The organism is Maribellus luteus, from assembly GCF_003576475.1.
Taxonomy (GTDB): domain Bacteria; phylum Bacteroidota; class Bacteroidia; order Bacteroidales; family Prolixibacteraceae; genus Draconibacterium; species Draconibacterium luteum.
Genome location: NZ_QWGR01000014.1, coordinates 45,710 through 62,926, shown reverse-complemented (window position 1 = coordinate 62,926; position 17,217 = coordinate 45,710). Strand labels below are relative to the sequence as shown.

Annotated in this window: 15 protein-coding genes and 1 tRNA gene; 6 read left to right on the top strand and 10 right to left on the bottom strand. The window is 42.4% G+C overall.

Going from position 1 to position 17,217, the window contains the following annotated elements; genetic code table 11:
- Positions 1–43 precede the first annotated feature (43 nt).
- The 4 genes from istA (at position 44) to D1614_RS18745 (ending at position 4,634) form a co-directional block, all read left to right on the top strand.
- Complete coding sequence (istA, locus tag D1614_RS18760) at positions 44–1,570, top strand: IS21 family transposase (protein WP_206610076.1); 1,527 nt, start codon at positions 44–46, stop codon at positions 1,568–1,570.
- Between the two features lie 15 nt (positions 1,571–1,585).
- The gene (istB, locus tag D1614_RS18755; RefSeq protein WP_119439516.1) at positions 1,586–2,323 is read left to right on the top strand and encodes an IS21-like element helper ATPase IstB; all 738 of its coding nucleotides are present in this window, start codon (positions 1,586–1,588) and stop codon (positions 2,321–2,323) included.
- A 459-nt stretch (positions 2,324–2,782) separates the two neighbouring features.
- The gene (locus D1614_RS18750) at positions 2,783–2,977 is read left to right on the top strand and encodes a hypothetical protein (protein WP_119439515.1); all 195 of its coding nucleotides are present in this window, start codon (positions 2,783–2,785) and stop codon (positions 2,975–2,977) included.
- Positions 2,978–3,032: 55 nt separating this feature from the next.
- A complete protein-coding gene (locus D1614_RS18745) occupies positions 3,033–4,634 on the top strand; it encodes a recombinase family protein (RefSeq protein ID WP_119439568.1) in 1,602 nt (533 codons plus the stop codon).
- Here D1614_RS18745 and D1614_RS18740 read toward each other — a convergent pair.
- The 3 genes from D1614_RS18740 to D1614_RS18730 form a co-directional block, all read right to left on the bottom strand.
- A tRNA-Arg gene (locus tag D1614_RS18740) sits at positions 4,600–4,672 on the bottom strand. The two genes, D1614_RS18745 and D1614_RS18740, sit on opposite strands and share 35 nt — an antisense overlap.
- A 70-nt stretch (positions 4,673–4,742) precedes the next feature.
- Positions 4,743–5,045: a thiamine-binding protein gene (locus D1614_RS18735; RefSeq protein WP_119439514.1), complete on the bottom strand. Its 303-nt coding sequence runs from the start codon at positions 5,043–5,045 to the stop codon at positions 4,743–4,745.
- The gene (locus D1614_RS18730; RefSeq protein WP_147384319.1) at positions 5,026–5,799 is read right to left on the bottom strand and encodes a hypothetical protein; all 774 of its coding nucleotides are present in this window, start codon (positions 5,797–5,799) and stop codon (positions 5,026–5,028) included. Before D1614_RS18730 ends, D1614_RS18735 begins: the two co-directional genes overlap by 20 nt.
- Before the next feature lie 124 nt (positions 5,800–5,923).
- On the opposite strand from D1614_RS18730, the gene feoB reads away from it, so the two are divergent.
- Positions 5,924–8,389, top strand: a complete 2,466-nt coding sequence (feoB, locus tag D1614_RS18725; RefSeq protein ID WP_119439512.1) for a ferrous iron transport protein B — start codon at positions 5,924–5,926, stop codon at positions 8,387–8,389.
- A gap of 3 nt (positions 8,390–8,392) precedes the next feature.
- Positions 8,393–8,659 carry a hypothetical protein gene (locus D1614_RS18720; protein ID WP_119439511.1) on the top strand — a complete coding sequence of 89 codons (267 nt, stop codon included), beginning with the start codon at positions 8,393–8,395 and terminating at the stop codon, positions 8,657–8,659.
- Here the strand turns inward: D1614_RS18720 and rpe are convergent.
- The 7 genes from rpe to bcp all read right to left on the bottom strand — a co-directional run bounded on the left by rpe (position 8,639) and on the right by bcp (position 17,080).
- A complete protein-coding gene (gene rpe, locus D1614_RS18715; protein ID WP_119439510.1) occupies positions 8,639–9,289 on the bottom strand; it encodes a ribulose-phosphate 3-epimerase in 651 nt (216 codons plus the stop codon). The two genes, D1614_RS18720 and rpe, sit on opposite strands and share 21 nt — an antisense overlap.
- Before the next feature lie 10 nt (positions 9,290–9,299).
- Entirely contained in the window at positions 9,300–10,166 is an 867-nt protein-coding gene (locus tag D1614_RS18710; RefSeq protein WP_119439509.1) for a sigma-70 family RNA polymerase sigma factor, read from the bottom strand.
- Between the two features lie 151 nt (positions 10,167–10,317).
- On the bottom strand, positions 10,318–11,643 hold the full coding sequence (thrC, locus tag D1614_RS18705; RefSeq protein ID WP_241558134.1) for a threonine synthase: 1,326 nt from the start codon (positions 11,641–11,643) through the stop codon (positions 10,318–10,320).
- A gap of 111 nt (positions 11,644–11,754) precedes the next feature.
- A complete protein-coding gene (locus tag D1614_RS18700) occupies positions 11,755–12,966 on the bottom strand; it encodes a cofactor-independent phosphoglycerate mutase (RefSeq protein ID WP_119439567.1) in 1,212 nt (403 codons plus the stop codon).
- A 113-nt stretch (positions 12,967–13,079) separates the two neighbouring features.
- Positions 13,080–15,500: a bifunctional aspartate kinase/homoserine dehydrogenase I gene (gene thrA, locus D1614_RS18695; protein WP_119439507.1), complete on the bottom strand. Its 2,421-nt coding sequence runs from the start codon at positions 15,498–15,500 to the stop codon at positions 13,080–13,082.
- A gap of 81 nt (positions 15,501–15,581) precedes the next feature.
- Positions 15,582–16,583 (bottom strand): recombinase RecA, encoded by a 1,002-nt coding sequence (gene recA, locus D1614_RS18690; protein WP_206610075.1) that lies wholly within the window; start codon positions 16,581–16,583, stop codon positions 15,582–15,584.
- A 32-nt stretch (positions 16,584–16,615) separates the two neighbouring features.
- Complete coding sequence (gene bcp, locus D1614_RS18685) at positions 16,616–17,080, bottom strand: thioredoxin-dependent thiol peroxidase (protein WP_119439505.1); 465 nt, start codon at positions 17,078–17,080, stop codon at positions 16,616–16,618.
- Between the last annotated feature and the right edge of the window lie 137 nt (positions 17,081–17,217).

Sequence of the window (17,217 nt, the reverse complement as noted above, 5' to 3'; positions counted from 1 at the left end):
TTAAACAAATTAATATGAAAACATGGCTAATAAATTAATCGACATGAGTAAAGTTAGAAAAGTCATTCAGTTGCATCACCAGGGAAAAGCAAAACAATTTATCAGTAGGTACCTGGGCCTTTCACGTAACACCGTCAAGAAGTATATCGCTCTATACAAGGTATTAAACCTTACAATTGATGATATTGATAAAAAGAGTGATTCCGAGCTGGAAAAGATCTTTAGCAGAGATACCGAAGATGTTCTTTCCCCCAAGCTAAAAAAGGTTTATAACTTCTTTCCTTACATGGAACGTGAACTAAAAAAGACCGGCGTTACCAAACAGCTGATGTGGGAGGAATATTATAAAAAACATCCCGATGGGCTAAAACTAAGCCAGTTTAAAGCCCACTACCTGCGTTGGAGTAAAAAGGTTAACCCGGTAATGCATATGGAGCATAAAGCAGGCGATAAGATGTTTATTGACTACGCTGGCAAAACCCTTGAAATTATCAATAAAGAAACAGGTGAGATTGAAGAGGTACAGTTTTTTGTTGCCATACTGGGGGCCAGTCAATACACCTATGCAGAAGCTTCTGCGAGCCAACAAAAAGAAGACTTTGTTGCTTCGGTTGAAAATGCACTGCACTTTTATGGAGGAGTTCCTGCAGCTATTGTCCCTGATAACCTAAAGTCTGCCGTAACCAAAAGCAGCCGGTTTGAACCTACCATTAACGAAACGTTTATGGACTTTGCTGAACACTATGGCACAACAGTTCTTCCGGCACGAGCTTACCGTCCCCGGGACAAGTCTCTGGCAGAAGGGGCAGTTAAGATACTGTACCAAAGAATATATCCGGCCTTGCGCGGCAAAGACTTTTACAGTTTAGAAGAACTTAACAGTGCAATTTGGGATGAACTGGACAAGCATAACAACAAAAAGTTAACCGGCAGGCCAACGTCCCGGTATCAATTATTCGTTGAAGACGAAAAAGGCAAGCTTACCGCATTGCCTGTAGAAAAATACGAGATTAAAGAAATAGCAATAGCCACCGTAGCCATGAACGGGCATGTGTTGCTAAGCAAAGACAAGCATTATTACAGCGTTCCGTGTCAGTATTTAAAGAAGAAGGTTAAGCTGGTGTTTACATCAAAAACCGTTGAAATATACCATAAATACAACCGCATAGCTTTGCACAAAAGAGATGGACGTAAATACTTCTACACCACAAACAAAGACCACCTGGCAACAACACACCAGTTTGTTACCGACTGGACACCGCAGCATTTTATCAACTGGGCAGCTTCAATTGACGAGAGTGTAAAGGAATTTATAATCAATGTGCTGGAAAGAAAACAACACCCTGAACAATCCTATAAAAGCTGTATGGGCGTATTGGCTTTTGCCAAAAAGGTGGGAGAAGAAAGGCTTGCCAATGCGTGTAAACGTGCATTGGAACATCAGGTTTACAACTACAAAATCATACAAAAGATACTGGAAAAAGGGTTGGATAAACTTGACGATGAAAAACCGGACGAACCGGAACTTCCTTTTCATAACAACATAAGGGGAAGAAAATATTATAACTGATAAAGTAAAAGAACAATGAACGAAGTAACATTAACACGAATGAAACAGATGAAGCTCCATGGTATGCATGGGGCTTTTAAAACAGCTGTCGAAACAGGTAAAACCGATGATTACACCATCGACCAGTTTGTATCGATGATAACAGATGCCGAGTGGGACGATCGCAACAACCGAAAGATAGAGCGATTGATAAAAAATGCGAGGTTCCATTATAAGGCAACCATTGAAAACGTGGTGTACGAACATACAAGAAATATCGATCGGACAAAACTGTTAAGACTGGCTGAATGCGATTTTATTAATAAGAACGAGAATGTATTAATATCGGGCAGCACCGGTGCCGGCAAAAGCTATATTGCAACAGCCTTAGGGTATCAGGCCTGTATCGAGGGATACAGGGTTTTGTACTTTAATACAACCAAGCTGTTTTCTAAACTAAAAATGGCAAAAGCCGATGGATCTTATCTCAAGGAACTTGCAAAAATGGCCAGGCACCAGTTGGTAATACTTGACGACTTTGGCCTGCAACCCTTAGATAGCCAAAACCGGATAGCACTGTTAGAGTTAATTGAAGACAGGCACAATAAAGGCTCAATGCTTGTAACATCACAGCTGCCCGTTAGTAAGTGGTATGAAATAATCGGGGAGAAAACGATTGCCGATGCCATACTCGACCGTTTAATACATCAATCGCACAGGATTGAGCTGATGGGTGAATCGATGAGAAAAAAACGAAACATTTATAGTGAATAAAAAACAGTAAATTTGTTGTAATCTGACAGAAGAAAAACGTTCTCTTTTTTGTTGAAAATGGTCGGTGGTCAATTTGCTCCGGCGTCGATGGTCAATTTAAATTGGCGTGGGGTGGTCAATTTGACTGGCGTTTCCAAATAAGCAATCAAACCCGCCACAATGTTACCTTTATTTTGAAAGACAAGCCCTCCAGGGTTTTCAATCAAATTAAAGCACAAAAAACCGGCGGACTTCCTTAAACTATTCTTTGTCACAAGTCTTATATCCAATGGGATTTCGCTCAACCTTTTGGGTTCCTTTTTTGGTCAGTCTTCGATTTCTGAGAACAACAGCACAGACAAACAGAGACGTTGCAAGACACATTATCCATTATTTGTCAACACGTTAAGGTTTTTAATAGGTTTGTTGGAAGTGGCGGAAATTAGACCTAGCATTTCCGGTTTCCAGCCTTATTAACCTATGCAGGAAGAACAAAACAGAAATATTGAAGAAGCAACCGAAAGGGTTAAGGAGCGATTGCCTTTGGAAAAAATCCGGTGTATCCCAAAGTACAAGGATTTGTCATCTGAAGATTATGAGAAACTAATTAAGAATACAGAAACTGTTGCCCTCTTGATTTTGAAAGCCTTTATTTTGGAAAATAATCAGGTCTAAATATTTTTTGCTAAATTGTCTTCATACTAATTTTAAAAGAAACACTTTGTCGTTCATGAGTGATTTAAGCCTTTTTAAACAATTTGCGCCACTGGCACCAAGACAATTCCAGAAAGGGAATAATGCAGTAATTTATACCCGTGTATCATCGGCAGATCAGGAAGACAATACCAGTTTAGAGTCACAAAAAAGATATTGTGAATTATATGCCAACAAGAGGGGATTGAATGTGGTCGGTTATTTTGGGGGAACATATGAATCGGCCAAGACAGACGACCGCAAAGAGTTTAACCGGATGTTAACCTTCGTGAAGCGGTCGAAGAATGTCAACTATGTGATTGTTTACTCCTATGAACGTTTTTCCCGTTCTGGTATTGCCGGAGCTTCAATTGCCGATGATTTGCTGAAAAAGTACGGCGTTATTACCCTGGCAACCACACAGGAACTTGACCCCACAACGCCTTCCGGTTCATTTCAGCAAAAAATATTATTCCTGTTTGGACAGATGGATAATGAATTGAGGCGGGATAAGGTGGTTACGGGCATGCGCGAGTTATTAACAAAAGGATATTGGGTATGGGCTGCCCCACGCGGATACAAGGATTTAAATAAAGGGAGAGCAACCGAACGCAAACTGGTTGTTAATGAAGAAGGAAAAATTCTTAAAAAAGCCTTTGAATGGAAAGCATATAATCACTTGCCCAATGTTGAAATTTCCAAGCGATTAAAACGGATGGGAGTTGATATATCTGAAAAACGGTTGAATACGTTGTTCTTAAATCCCTTTTACTGCGGTCTTATTACCAGCAAGATGCTTCCAGGGCAGGTAATAGAAGGCAGACATGAGTCCTTAATTTCAAAAGAACTGTTTCTGGCCGTTCACGATATACGACAGGAAAAGAGAAATCACGGGTTTGTCCATGATAAGGATAATGAAAACCTGCCTTTGAAGGTATTTACTAAATGTGACAAATGTGGCCAGACAATGACAGGTTATCTGGCGAAAAAAAAAGGAATATATTATTACAAATGCAGGACCAAAGGTTGCAAAGTCAACCGAAGCGCCAAAGGAATGCATGATTTGTTTCGGAATGTTTTAAAGACTTTTCAGATTGGGAAAGAAGAGGTTGATATTATTAAGGTGCAATTGGAAGAACAGATGGCGGTGTTTTTTAAATCCCAGATGGAGAATGCGACATCATTAAAAACTAAACTGACAGAGACAAGAAAAAAATTGAATGCCATTGAAGAACGTTTTGTTATTGGCGAAATAGACCGAAGCCTGTATGGAAAATTCAGGCCGAAATATGAAAAGGAATGTTTCGAAATTGAGCAAGAACTCAGCAAGACAGGAGGATACAGTTCGAACCTCAAAAAGGTGATAGATTTTGCTGTGAAAATATGCAGGAATCCCTTTCTTTTGTGGGATTCCGGTGATTTAAACAGTAAAAAGGTTTTTCAGAATTTGTTGTTTCCGGAAGGAATCTACTATAACCGTGAATTTGACCTGGTTCGAACCCCCAGGATTAATACTTTTTTTTCACCAATCCCTGAATTAGCAAGGGTTTTGAATGGACAAAAAAAGGGGGATTCTATCAAAAATGATAAAATCCCCGCTTGGGTGACCCCGGAGAGACTCGAACCCCCAACCTTCTGATCCGTAGTCAGATGCTCTATCCATTAAGCTACGGGGCCGTTGGCGTTTTGCCTTAAAAGCGGTGCAAATATATAACTAATTTGTAAAAATCGAAACTCTCAGGAAAAATTAAATGTATTTTTCCATTTTATCTTCAATTGTAACGTTGTTCGAGAAATTAACCTGCACTTTCAAATTGGTCAACATCTTCTCGGTTCCGGCGCTGGCACAGGCTTGATGAACGGTTTCCAGCAAAACAGGAAGCTGCTCATAATCACACTCTACCACCGTTTCAAATGGGCAAACCTGGTATCTAAGTCCAGAATCGGCAATTGCCTTGATGGCTTCATCAACCAACGAATATTTTATTTTCCCATCGGCTTCAGGCAAGACCTGAATGGCCACATTAATTTTATTTTTCTTCCAGTTCATCTTTATTTTCGTTCTTTTTTTGATGTAATAATTGAATAATTTCCCCCCGCGACAACACTTTTACGTTGGTAATGATCATATCTTCCTGCAAAAATCCACCGTATTGATTGCACTCTTCGATTACATTCTGAAATACCGACCGGATTTCTACCGTTAGGGGAAGCATCACCAACCCCGATGAAAAACCTTCCATAAAATCCATCGACTCAAAAATGCCTTCGTGCTTGTTCAACTCGAAAACGAGCTCGTCTTTTAACAGTTTTTGTTGTGTTGCTGAAAGTAGTTCTTCTGTATTCCGGTTAATAAAAACCACAAAATACCTTAGCTTCTTCCCTTTTCCACCCAGGCCGGTTGAAATAAAAAACTGTTGTTCGTCGAGCAACGAACTTTGCAGCAACATTCTACTTTCCTGCAAAGCCAGTATCGCCCATTGTTTTAACTCGCCCTCCGATTCTGCCACAAATTTCTCAAGTGTACGATAAGCTTTCACGTCATCGTAAACGGCAATCGAAGTAAGTATTTCCTTTTTCCGGTCCTCCCCTGTATTTTCTTCAAAAAGCTCCTCGCGCTGTTCAAAACATCCCTTGGCATCCATTTTCTCCCGGTTCGATTTTGCGTATTCAAAGTATTTCATCTGAACCTCAATATCGATGCGCTCCTCCAGAATACTGTAGTTCTCAGGCAAATCCTCGAGTGCTTTCTGAATGTTTTGATAAAATTTATCTTCCTCCATGTCCTGTCTCTCCTTGAACAAAAGTAACTACTTGAACTTACTATGTGAAGAACATTGTTATTTTATTTTAAATGATAACAAATTGAATATCTTTGTTCGCTTATTTTTATTTAATTTAAATCAAGAATAGGAAGGCGAGGGAAACGTGAAGCTGAGTGATGTAAAACATAACGAACCGGTAATAATCACCAAAATATTAGGCCATGGATCTTTCAGGAAACGAATCTCTGAAATGGGATTTATTCGCGGGAAAGAAGTCAGAGTGATTAAGGACTCACCCTTCAATGGCCCGATTGAATTTAAAATACTAAATTACAATGTATCGCTCCGGAAATCGGAAGCGGAACTGATCGAAGTTGTCCCCCTTCAGGAATTTAACCTGGAGGCAGAAGACAACTTTGAAGGTACGATTGATCGCAACATTGAGCTGATCAATCAATCGGAGCGTACCCGCACCATCAATATTGCGCTGGTTGGCAACCCCAACTGTGGCAAAACAACGCTTTTCAATTTTATTTCCGGATCAAAAGAAAAAGTAGGTAACTACAGCGGAGTTACCGTTGGTATCCACAAAGCAACGTTCAAAGCCAAAGGATACACCTTTAATTTTTATGATCTTCCGGGAACATACAGTTTAACTGCCTATTCGACCGAGGAAATTTTTGTTCGAAAGTTTATCTACGAACAAACACCCGATATTGTTATCAATGTACTGGACTCAACCAACCTCGAACGGAGTCTGTTCCTTACCACCCAATTGATCGACATGGACTTGCGTACCATTATTGCGCTAAACATGTTTGATGAAATGGAGAAAAATAAACTGGAGTTGGACCAGGAGCGCCTGGCTCGTTTGGTAGGAATCCCCATCATTCCAACGATCAGCTCGAAAGGAAAAGGAATTGATGCCATTGTAGACAAGGTAATCGATGTTTTTGAGGGCAAAGACAAAACTTCGCGTCACGTACACATCAATTACGGAAAAGAACTGGAGAAATCCATTCAGAAGATAAGGTTGAAGGTAAAGGAAACGAAACCGATTACCGACAAAATCTCTTCCCGCTTTATTGCCATTAAGCTAATCGAAAAAGACAAGCAAATTTTGGAATTGCTGTCGGACTATGCGAATTACAAGGAAATACGCGAGATTACCGACAAGGAAATAGCCAAAATAGAATTGCTCGAAAACGACGACAGTGAAACCGTTATTACCAATGCCAAGTACAGTTTTATTACCGGGGCACTAAAAGAAACCTACAGCAACCCGATTGAAGGAGAAAAAACACGCTCGGAAAAAATCGATGGTTTACTGACACATCGCTACCTGGGATTTCCGATTTTCACGGCCCTGTTGTTTCTGATGTTCTGGACAACTTTTACAGTGGGCGCTTACCCAATGGACTGGATTGATTTAGGAGTATCAAAACTGGGCACTTTTGCCTCCAATATTATCCCCGACGGAATGCTGAAAGATCTTTTGGTCGACGGCATTATTAGTGGAACCGGAAGCGTTTTGGTGTTCTTGCCCAATATTCTCATCCTGTTCTTCTTTATTTCACTGCTTGAAGGATCAGGATACATGTCCCGCGCCGCCTTTATTATGGACAATATTATGCACCGTTTCGGGCTGCACGGACGATCGTTTATCCCCATGATAATGGGATTTGGCTGCAATGTACCGGCTATTCTGGCCACCCGCTCGATGCGTAACCGGGGCGACCGCATTTTAACAATGCTGATCATTCCGTTTATGTCGTGCAGTGCGCGTTTACCCGTTTATATCTTAGTTATCTCTGCGTTCTTCTCGAAATACCAGGCTTTGATACTGATTGGAATTTATGCGGTGGGAATTGTGTTTGCTTTTTTGACAGCACAGATACTAAACAAAACGGTTTTCAAAAACAAAGAGACACCTTTTGTAATGGAACTCCCCACCTACCGGATGCCAACACTTCGGAATGTAATTTATCACATGTGGGACAAGACCCAGCATTACCTGCGAAAAATCGGAACAATTATCCTGCTGGGTGTAATCATTATCTGGGCGCTGGAATACTTCCCCCGTGAATCAAAGAATACAGCTCTTTTTGCAGAAAAAATCAGTCACATCGAACAAAACGACCAGCTAAGCGAATCGTCAAAAGAAGAACAAATTTTGCTCGTTGAACAAGAACAGGAAACCGACCGGCTGATCAATTCTTACCTGGGCAGAGTTGGGAAAGTTATTGAGCCGGTAATGAGTCCGCTGGGATTCGACTGGAAAATGAGTATATCTCTGCTCGCCGGACTTCCCGCCAAAGAAATCGTGGTAAGTACCATGGGTGTTTTGTACCAGACTTCAGGCGATGAAACCACCGTAAGCCTTCAGAAAAAACTTCAGGACGAAGTACACATGACCAGCAAACACAAAGGAGAAAAAACCTTTACGGGCCCTGTTGCGCTTGCTTTCCTCATATTTATCCTGATCTATTTCCCTTGCATCGGCGTGGTTGCCGCCATCAAAAATGAGTCCGGTTCCTGGAAATGGGCTGCATTTTCTGTTATATATACTACAACCCTTGCATGGGTTGCTGCGTTTATAGTGTATAATGTCGGAAACATGATTGTTTAAACCATGCTACAGGAAGTTATTACATACATGATTATTGGTTCGGCAGTTACCATTGCCACTCTGAAAATGGCTAAGAAACTGGGCATCAAAAAGAAAAAAGCCAAGGCTCAACCTCAAAAGGGCCCCGTTAATCCGACCAGCATTCACACCCACAACTGCGGAGAATGTTCGGCAGATTGCCAGTTACGCGATCTGCCCAAATACATTATTCAGAAAAACATTGATGAATGTGTTCAGGTGGAGCAAAAATCAAAGTTGCTTCAATCCTGAAATTATCTCTGCCGGATTTTCAGCACCAAAAACAAAGCTTCCGGCTACCAGAACATTGGCACCTGCTTCGAACAGCCTGGCTCCTGTTTCAAAATTAACTCCGCCATCCACTTCAATCAGGCAATCCGGGTTTACCGAATCAATCAGCTCTCTTAACTGTCTTACCTTTTTATAGGTATTTTCGATAAATTTTTGCCCTCCAAAGCCGGGATTTACCGACATCAGCAACACCATGTCCAGGTCCTGAATGATGTCTTCCAAAACAGCCACCGGAGTATGCGGATTTAAGCAAACACTGGCTCTTGCTCCAAACGACTTGATAAGCTGAACCGTGCGGTGCAAATGCTTGCAGGCTTCGTAATGAACGGTAACAATCGATGCTCCGGCCTTTACAAAAGGCTCGATAAAATGATCCGGATTAACGATCATCAAATGAACATCGAGAGGTTTTTCTGCAATACGGTTTACCTGTTCAATAACTGGAATTCCAAAAGAAATATTGGGAACAAAAACGCCGTCCATTACATCAAAGTGAATATAGTCAGCTTCACTTTGGTTAATCATTTCAATGTCTTTTCCCAAATGGTTAAAATCTGCGGATAGGATGGAGGGTGCGACCAGTCGCTTCATTAAATACGGTTTATTTGCCCAGATAAGATTTTAATAATCTGTTCCGGTATTGGTTTTTTAACTTCTTAATTGCTTTTTCCTTGATTTGCCTTACTCTTTCGCGCGTTAGTCCAAATTCGTCACCGATTTCTTCCAAGGTATGTTGCTGGTAGCCTTTCAATCCAAAATAATACCGAAGTATCTCGGCTTCGCGCTCCCCCAGCGTTGCCAGCGAGCGTTCAATTTCCTGACGTAACGACAGATCCATCAGCTTTTCATCCGGATCGGGAGAATCTTCGTTCATCATCACATCGTACATATTGTTGGCTTCCTCTTCGCGCAACGGAGCATCCATCGAAACATGAACATTGGAAAAATTCATGGAATCTTCCACCAGATCAGGCTTCATCTCCATTAACTCTGCCAGTTCTTCAACGGTGGGTTCCCGTTGAAATTCCTGCTCGAGTTTATTAAAGGCCTTGTTGATTTTATTGATTGACCCAATCTTATTCAAGGGCAACCTTACGATGCGTGCCTGTTCAGCCAAAGCCTGCAAGATCGACTGGCGAATCCACCACACGGCATAGGAAATAAATTTAAAGCCGCGGGTTTCGTCAAATCGTTCCGCTGCTTTTATTAACCCCAGGTTGCCTTCATTAATAAGGTCAGGTAGGCTTAAACCTTGATTTTGGTATTGTTTGGAGACCGAAACAACAAAGCGCAGGTTTGCTTTGATCAATATTTCCAAAGCTGCGCGATCTCCCTTTTTTATGCGTTTGGCCAGTTCAACTTCCTTTTCTGCAGACAACAACTCTACCTTCCCGATCTCATGCAAGTACTTATCGAGCGAGAGGGTATCGCGATTAGTGACCTGCTTGGTAATTTTAAGCTGCCTCATAATTTGATTTCGTTAACATTTACTAAAAGAAACATAGTCCTTTTGGTTCTTTCAACTACAAATGTAGTATTCTAATTCAATTAATGTACTGTAGGTTTAGCAATAACACTAATTTTAAACAGAGCTCACCTTAATTTGTTCACTTATCATTTCAGAAACACATACCTAATAAATATACTCTAAATTGCTCGTATTCAGCCGGTAAACTTTTCACCTCGCGAGTACCTCTCATAAATGCAGCCAATTTCTCGGGCAATTCTACTTTGCCGCTTCCAATTACCGCTTCTACCGTTTCTGTAAACTTCGCAGGATGAGCCGTTTCCAGAAAAACCCCCACCTGCTGGCCGGAGAGAAATTCTTTTAATGCCTGAAATCCGCAGGCACCGTGCGGATCGCACAAATATCCTGTTTCAGAGTAAACCCGGTCAATAACTTCCCTGATTTCACCGTCAGAATAGCGAAATCCTTTTATTTTTTCATTTATCAGTTTATGCGAATGCTGGTACAAATCCAGAATACGGGCAAAATTACTGGGTGCACCCACATCCATAGCGTTGGCAATGGTCTCAACCGATGGCCGCGGCTGATACTTTCCGGTTTTGAGGTATTCGAAAACCACATCGTTTTCATTATTCGCTGCAATAAACTGCTGAATGGGCAGCCCCATTTCAGCTGCAATCAAACCGGCGGTAAGATTTCCAAAATTACCGCTCGGAACAGCCACCACTAACTCCCTGTTTTCCAAAATACCAGCCTCTTTCAAACGGGCATATGCATTAAAATAGTAAAATGCCTGTGGCAGGAAACGCGCCACATTGATCGAATTTGCTGAGGTAAGAACCAGTTTCTCGTTCAATTCCTTGTCAAGAAACGCTGTTTTCACCAAATGCTGACAATCATCAAAAGTGCCATCGATTTCCAGCGCAGTAATATTTTGTCCCAGCGTTGTAAACTGGGCTTCCTGAATACGGCTTACCTTTCCCTTGGGATAAAGCACGTGCACGTGAATCCCTTCAACCCCCAGAAATCCGTTGGCAACAGCACTTCCGGTATCGCCCGAAGTGGCTACCAAAACGTTTACCTGCTTTTCTTTTTTCCCTAGAAAGTAGTTGAGTAAACGTGCCATAAATCTTGCCCCCACATCTTTAAAGGCAAGTGTTGGGCCGTGAAATAATTCAAGCGAATAAATATTTCCATCTACTTTTACAAGCGGACAATCAAACGAAAGCGTATCAAAAACAATTTCATGCAGTTTTTGCGCTTCAATGTCTTCTCCAAAAAACTTCAAAGCCACTTCGTAGGCAATTTCCTGAAAACTCAGGTTTTGAATGTTTTCAAAAAAAGAAGGATCGAACGCTTCAATTCTTTCGGGCATAAAAAGTCCGTTATCGGCAGCCAGGCCTTTTACAACTGCTTCTTTTAACGAAACTTCGGGTGTATTTTTATTGGTACTGTAATACTTCATAACTAAGTTCAAAAGTAAAATTTTAGCTGTACACAGCTACACGAACCGGCCATTAAATATGACTTATGTCATAAATTTAATAAACCGTTGATTCATTGTGTCAGTCCTAACGAGGCTACATATTTATGATTTACCAAGGAATGTCCGGATAAATTCATCCCCTTTCAACCACCCCAAAACTCCGTTGCGCGGATCAAATTCATCGTAAACCTCTACTGAATCCGGGGCCATTCCGGGTTTGTAAATGCTAAACGGTACCGAATCGCGCGTATGTGTTTTTAAAGCACAGGGAGTTGGATGATCGGGCAAAATTGCAATTGCTACTTCCTCCTCCATTTTTGCGGTTTCCTCCAGAATGTATTTCACCACACGCTGATCGAGGTATTCAATCGTTTTGGTTTTCAATTCCACATCTCCTTCATGGCCGGCTTCATCGCTTGCCTCAATGTGCAGGTAAACCAAATCATTTTCCTTTAGCGCATCCATGGCGGCTTTGGCTTTTCCTTCGTAATTGGTGTCATACAAACCAGTTGCACCTTCCACATGAATCACTTTCATACCGGCATACACCCCAATTCCATGAATCAGGTCAACCGCAGAGATCACCGCAGAACTTCCGATTCCAAACATTTCCTGCAGGGTTGGCATGGCCGGTTTGTAACCTGGCGACCACGGCCAAATACTGTTGGCTGCATCTTTCCCGGTGGCCTTTCTTTTCTGATTAACCGGATGATCGGCTAACAACGCCTGTGATTTCAGGATCAATTCGTTCAATAGTTCGGTAGTTCCTTCAGCCGCTTCTGTTTTGGCTACCGGCAAAACATCGCGAAAAGGTGTTCCGGGAACATCGTGCGGAGGCGTCGTTTTCACGTCTTTGATACCTCCTTTTATCACCAGCAAATGACGATAGGAAACACCGGCATAAAATTTCACCCGGTCGTTGCCCAGCTTTTCGTCCAGAAAATGAATCAGTTCCGCCGCTTCATCATTGGAAATATGTCCGGCAGAATGATTTTTAACCTGTTCATTTTCAATACAAATCAGGTTGCAACGCAAGCCAAGGTCGCCAGGTTTCAGTTCAACCCCCATGCTGGCAGCTTCGAGCACTCCCCTGCCCTCAAAAACCTTCTCCACATCGTAGCCCAGAACCGCCATATTGGCAATTTCACTTCCCGGATGCATCGAATCGGGAACCGTCTTCAGCATTCCCGATTGTCCGTTTTTCGCCAGCCAGTCGATGTGCGGTTTGTTGGCCATCTGCAAAGGAGTTTTGTTATCATAAGCTTGTAAAGGCTCGTCCGACATACCGTCGCCGAGTATAATCAGGTACTTCATTTTTCCAGATTTTTTGTTGTACAATATCCGGCTACCTTGTTTTATTGAACAAAAAACGAAGGTCTGCCGGGATAGTAACAATTAATTTTTGAAAATTCCGATCAATAAAAAAATTAAATATTCGATACCTTGATCAGATCGGCAAAAACACCAGCCGCAGTTACAGAGGCCCCGGCACCGTATCCTTTAATCAGCATCGGAAATTCGTGGTAGCGCTCGGTGGTATACATCACCAGGTTATTGCTTCCTTCCAGGTCGTAAAAAGGATGACTGGCATCCACCACTTCCAGGCCAGCTTCAGCTTTGCCATTTTCGAAACGGGCCACAAAACGCCATTTCTTATTTTCGGCAACCAGTTTTTTCCGTTCTGTTTCAAAAGCTGCATCCAGCCCGGGCACACCTTCCCAAAATTCATCCAGTGTTCCGTTAAACAGGCTGTCAGGCACAAAACGCTTGATGGAGATGTCCTCCATTTCAATCCGGTATCCCGACTCGCGCGCCAGGATCAGGATCTTGCGCGCTACGTCTACCCCGCTCAAATCAATACGCGGATCAGGTTCTGAATAGCCTTCTTCCTTGGCCATCAGAATGGTTTTGCTTAACGGAATATCTTCTGAAATGGTGTTAAAAATATAATTCAGCGTTCCCGACAAAACGGCTTCAATCTTTAAAATACGGTCGCCCGAATTTACCAGGTCATTCAACGTATTAATAATCGGCAATCCCGCGCCAACGTTGGTTTCGAAAAGAAATTTCACTCCTTTCCGTTTGGCTATTCTTTTGAGTTCGGCATAATTCTCATAATCCGAAGATGCCGCTACTTTATTTGCTGTAACAATGGCAATGTTGGCATTCAGAATCTCTTTGTACACAGACGCCACGTTATCGGAAGCCGTACAATCCACAAAAACAGAATTATAAATATTCATGTCTTTCATCTCGTCGACAAAACCTTGCAGCGACGATGTTTTCTCGGCCTGCGCCAGCTTATCACGAAATTCGGAAATATCAATCCCTTCGCGTTCAAAAAGCATTTTCTTCGAGTTGGCAACTCCCGTCAACTTTACGCGAAGATGTTTCTCTTTCAGCAATTTTTCCTGTTGTTGTTTTAGCTGCTGCAATAAATTTCCACCAACGGTTCCGATTCCCATCAAAAAGATGTTCAATTCTACAAACTCGGAAAGGAAGAACGATTCGTGCACCACATTCAGGGTTTTACGGAGATCTTCGTTTTTAACCACCCACGAAATGTTAAGCTCCGAAGCGCCCTGTGCAATGGCAATAATGTTTACCCCATTGCGGCCAATGGTTGAAAACAACTTTCCGGCAACGCCTGTTGTTTTTTTCATGTTCTCTCCGACAATGGCAACCACCGAAACTTCTTTCTCGATATCAATCTTATTTACCTGTCCACTGGCAATCTCTTTCTCAAATTCCTCGCAAATGGCTTGCTCCGCCTTGCTGAGCATTTTTTCTTCGATGGCCACACTGATGGAGTTCTCTGACGAAGCCTGCGAAATCAGGATCACATTTACGTTTACCCTTGCCAGGGCGGTAAACAATCGCATCGAAATTCCGGTAACTCCCACCATACCAATCCCCTGCATGGTAAGCAGTGTAATTCCGGAAATCGATGATATTCCTTTGATCGGACGGTCGAAGCCATTCCTCACATCTTTTACGATCCGTGTCCCGGGATTTTCGGGTTCAAAAGTATTTTTGATCAGGATCGGGATTCCTTTTTGATAAACCGGCAAAATGGTTGGTGGGTAAATCACTTTCGCGCCAAAATGCGACAATTCCATTGCTTCGGAATAGGTAAGTTCCGGAATGGTATAGGCTTTTCGGATCACACGCGGATCAGCAGTCATAAAACCATTCACATCAGTCCATATTTCCAGTACCTCCACATCAAGTGCTGCGGCAATAATAGCGGCGGTAAAATCTGAACCACCACGGCCCAGCGTAGTAAATTCGCCTTTGCTGTTTTTCGAAATAAAACCCGGAGCTACCGCAATTCCTCTAAAACCGGCAAATTCCTCCTTTATATTTTTAATGGTAACCTGAAAATCAACCGAAGCCTTTCCAAAGTTACTATCGGTTTGAATCAGCAACGAAGAGTCTTTTCGTTCGGCGCCTATAAAAGCGGCAATTATTTGCGACGACATCCGCTCGCCAATACCCGCAATGCGGTCGAGTGTTTTGGCGGTGAGTTCTCCCACCAGCGTAATACCGGTCAGAATTTGCTCCAGTTCATCCAGCAGTTTTTCCACCACCTCCCTGATCGGTTCATTTCCGTTAAAGAGTTCGTGCATTGTATCGTGGTGACGCTGCCGGATTTCCGTAAGTTCCGTATGAAAGTCGCTGGTACCCGTGGCAGCGTTGTTCGCTGCCGTCAGTATTTTATCGGTTATGCCGCCCAATGCGGACACTACAACAATTACATCATCGTTCTGCGAAAGAACGATCTCTTTTACTTTTTTGATGTTGGTGGCAGAACCTACGGATGTCCCGCCAAATTTTAAGACTTTCATACTTAATTTTAGCTTATAAAAAAAACCGGGTGAATCGACAGAAACAATTCACCCGGCAAATTCTGTCTATGTATACTATTATTATTCCATCGTAAGGGTTCCGGTTATCGCTTCAACTATTTTGGTTTCCAATTCCTGAGCTAATTCAGGATTGTCCATAACAAGGTTACGCACGGTTTCGCGCCCCTGACCCAATTTTGTTTCCCCGTAACTGAACCACGAACCACTTTTTTTGATCAAATTGTACTGAACACCCAAATCGATGATCTCGCCCGATTTGGAAATTCCTTCGCCGTACATAATATCAAATTCGGCTTTGCGGAATGGTGGTGCCACTTTGTTTTTCACCACTTTCACGCGCACATGGTTTCCGTTTACTTCTTCCCCGTCTTTGATCTGGCCAATACGGCGGATATCCAAACGTACCGAAGCATAGAATTTAAGCGCGTTACCACCGGTAGTTGTTTCGGGGTTACCGAACATTACACCAATTTTTTCACGCAGCTGGTTGATAAATACACAGCAGGTTTTGGTTTTGTTGATGTTGGCCGTGAGTTTACGCAGGGCCTGCGACATAAGACGAGCCTGCAAGCCCATTTTCGAGTCGCCCATCTCGCCTTCCAACTCTGCTTTTGGCGTTAACGCAGCCACCGAGTCGATCACCACAATATCCAATGCTCCAGAGCGGATTAAGTTGTCGGCAATTTCAAGTGCCTGTTCCCCGTTGTCGGGTTGTGAAATCAGTAACTCATCGATATCTACACCTAGTTTCTTGGCATAATACGGATCGAAAGCATGCTCTGCATCAATGAAGGCAGCAATACCTCCGGCCTTTTGAGCTTCGGCAATCGCATGAATGGCAAGTGTGGTTTTACCCGAAGATTCCGGGCCGTAGATTTCTACGATACGTCCTTTGGGGTAGCCTCCAACTCCCAGTGCCACATCCAGTGCAATGGAACCCGACGAGATGGCCGGGACATCCACATGCGGATTATCGCCCATTCGCATGATGGATCCTTTTCCGTAACTCTTTTCAATTTTATCCATGGTAAGCTGAAGTGCTTTCAGCTTTTCCTTATTCATCAGACTTTTTTCTTCGCTTGTCATGTTCTGGTCTATAAGTTAAGTGTGTTGATAATTTGGTTGGTGTGATCTTTTGTGTTTACTTTTTCGAAAATCTCCTGAATTACACCCTTTTCGTCGATAACAAAGGTTTTACGTAGAACCCCCATATATTTTTTACCATACATCGACTTTTCGCCCCAGGCATCGTAGGCCTCCAGTATTTCTTTTTCGGTATCGGCAATCAGGTTAAACCGAAAGCCAAATTTATCGGCGAACTTCTGGTGAGATTTTTCACTGTCAGGACTAACCCCCACCACTTCAAAACCTTTTGCCAGCCAGGCATCGTAATTATCGTTCAGGTTGCAAGATTCTGCTGTACAACCGGGTGTATTGTCTTTCGGATAGAAATACAGGATCAGCTTTTTCCCTTCAAAATCTTTCAAAGCAATCTTTTCACCGCTTTGATTCACCCCTTCAAATGCGGGAGCTTTATCTCCAACTTTCAAATTTGTCATGATTTTTGCTTCATTCTGTTTTACAAATATAACTGATTAAATGATAAAACTCAGGTATCCATTTCACTTCTTGCACATCAATTCAGACTAATTTAAATTCTCCAAAGAATTGATTTTTGTTAAATTTACCTGTCGAA

What these genes read in the sequence shown, in the direction of transcription:
- istA (WP_206610076.1), top strand. Translation starts at nt 44, where the DNA reads ATGAGTAAAGTTAGAAAAGTCATTCAGTTGCATCACCAGGGAAAAGCA.
- istB (WP_119439516.1), top strand. Translation starts at nt 1,586, where the DNA reads ATGAACGAAGTAACATTAACACGAATGAAACAGATGAAGCTCCATGGT.
- D1614_RS18750 (WP_119439515.1), top strand. Translation starts at nt 2,783, where the DNA reads ATGCAGGAAGAACAAAACAGAAATATTGAAGAAGCAACCGAAAGGGTT.
- D1614_RS18745 (WP_119439568.1), top strand. Translation starts at nt 3,033, where the DNA reads ATGAGTGATTTAAGCCTTTTTAAACAATTTGCGCCACTGGCACCAAGA.
- D1614_RS18735 (WP_119439514.1), bottom strand. Translation starts at nt 5,045, where the DNA reads ATGAACTGGAAGAAAAATAAAATTAATGTGGCCATTCAGGTCTTGCCT.
- D1614_RS18720 (WP_119439511.1), top strand. Translation starts at nt 8,393, where the DNA reads ATGCTACAGGAAGTTATTACATACATGATTATTGGTTCGGCAGTTACC.
- rpe (WP_119439510.1), bottom strand. Translation starts at nt 9,289, where the DNA reads ATGAAGCGACTGGTCGCACCCTCCATCCTATCCGCAGATTTTAACCAT.
- D1614_RS18710 (WP_119439509.1), bottom strand. Translation starts at nt 10,166, where the DNA reads ATGAGGCAGCTTAAAATTACCAAGCAGGTCACTAATCGCGATACCCTC.
- D1614_RS18700 (WP_119439567.1), bottom strand. Translation starts at nt 12,966, where the DNA reads ATGAAGTACCTGATTATACTCGGCGACGGTATGTCGGACGAGCCTTTA.
- thrA (WP_119439507.1), bottom strand. Translation starts at nt 15,500, where the DNA reads ATGAAAGTCTTAAAATTTGGCGGGACATCCGTAGGTTCTGCCACCAAC.
- recA (WP_206610075.1), bottom strand. Translation starts at nt 16,583, where the DNA reads ATGAATAAGGAAAAGCTGAAAGCACTTCAGCTTACCATGGATAAAATT.
- bcp (WP_119439505.1), bottom strand. Translation starts at nt 17,080, where the DNA reads ATGACAAATTTGAAAGTTGGAGATAAAGCTCCCGCATTTGAAGGGGTG.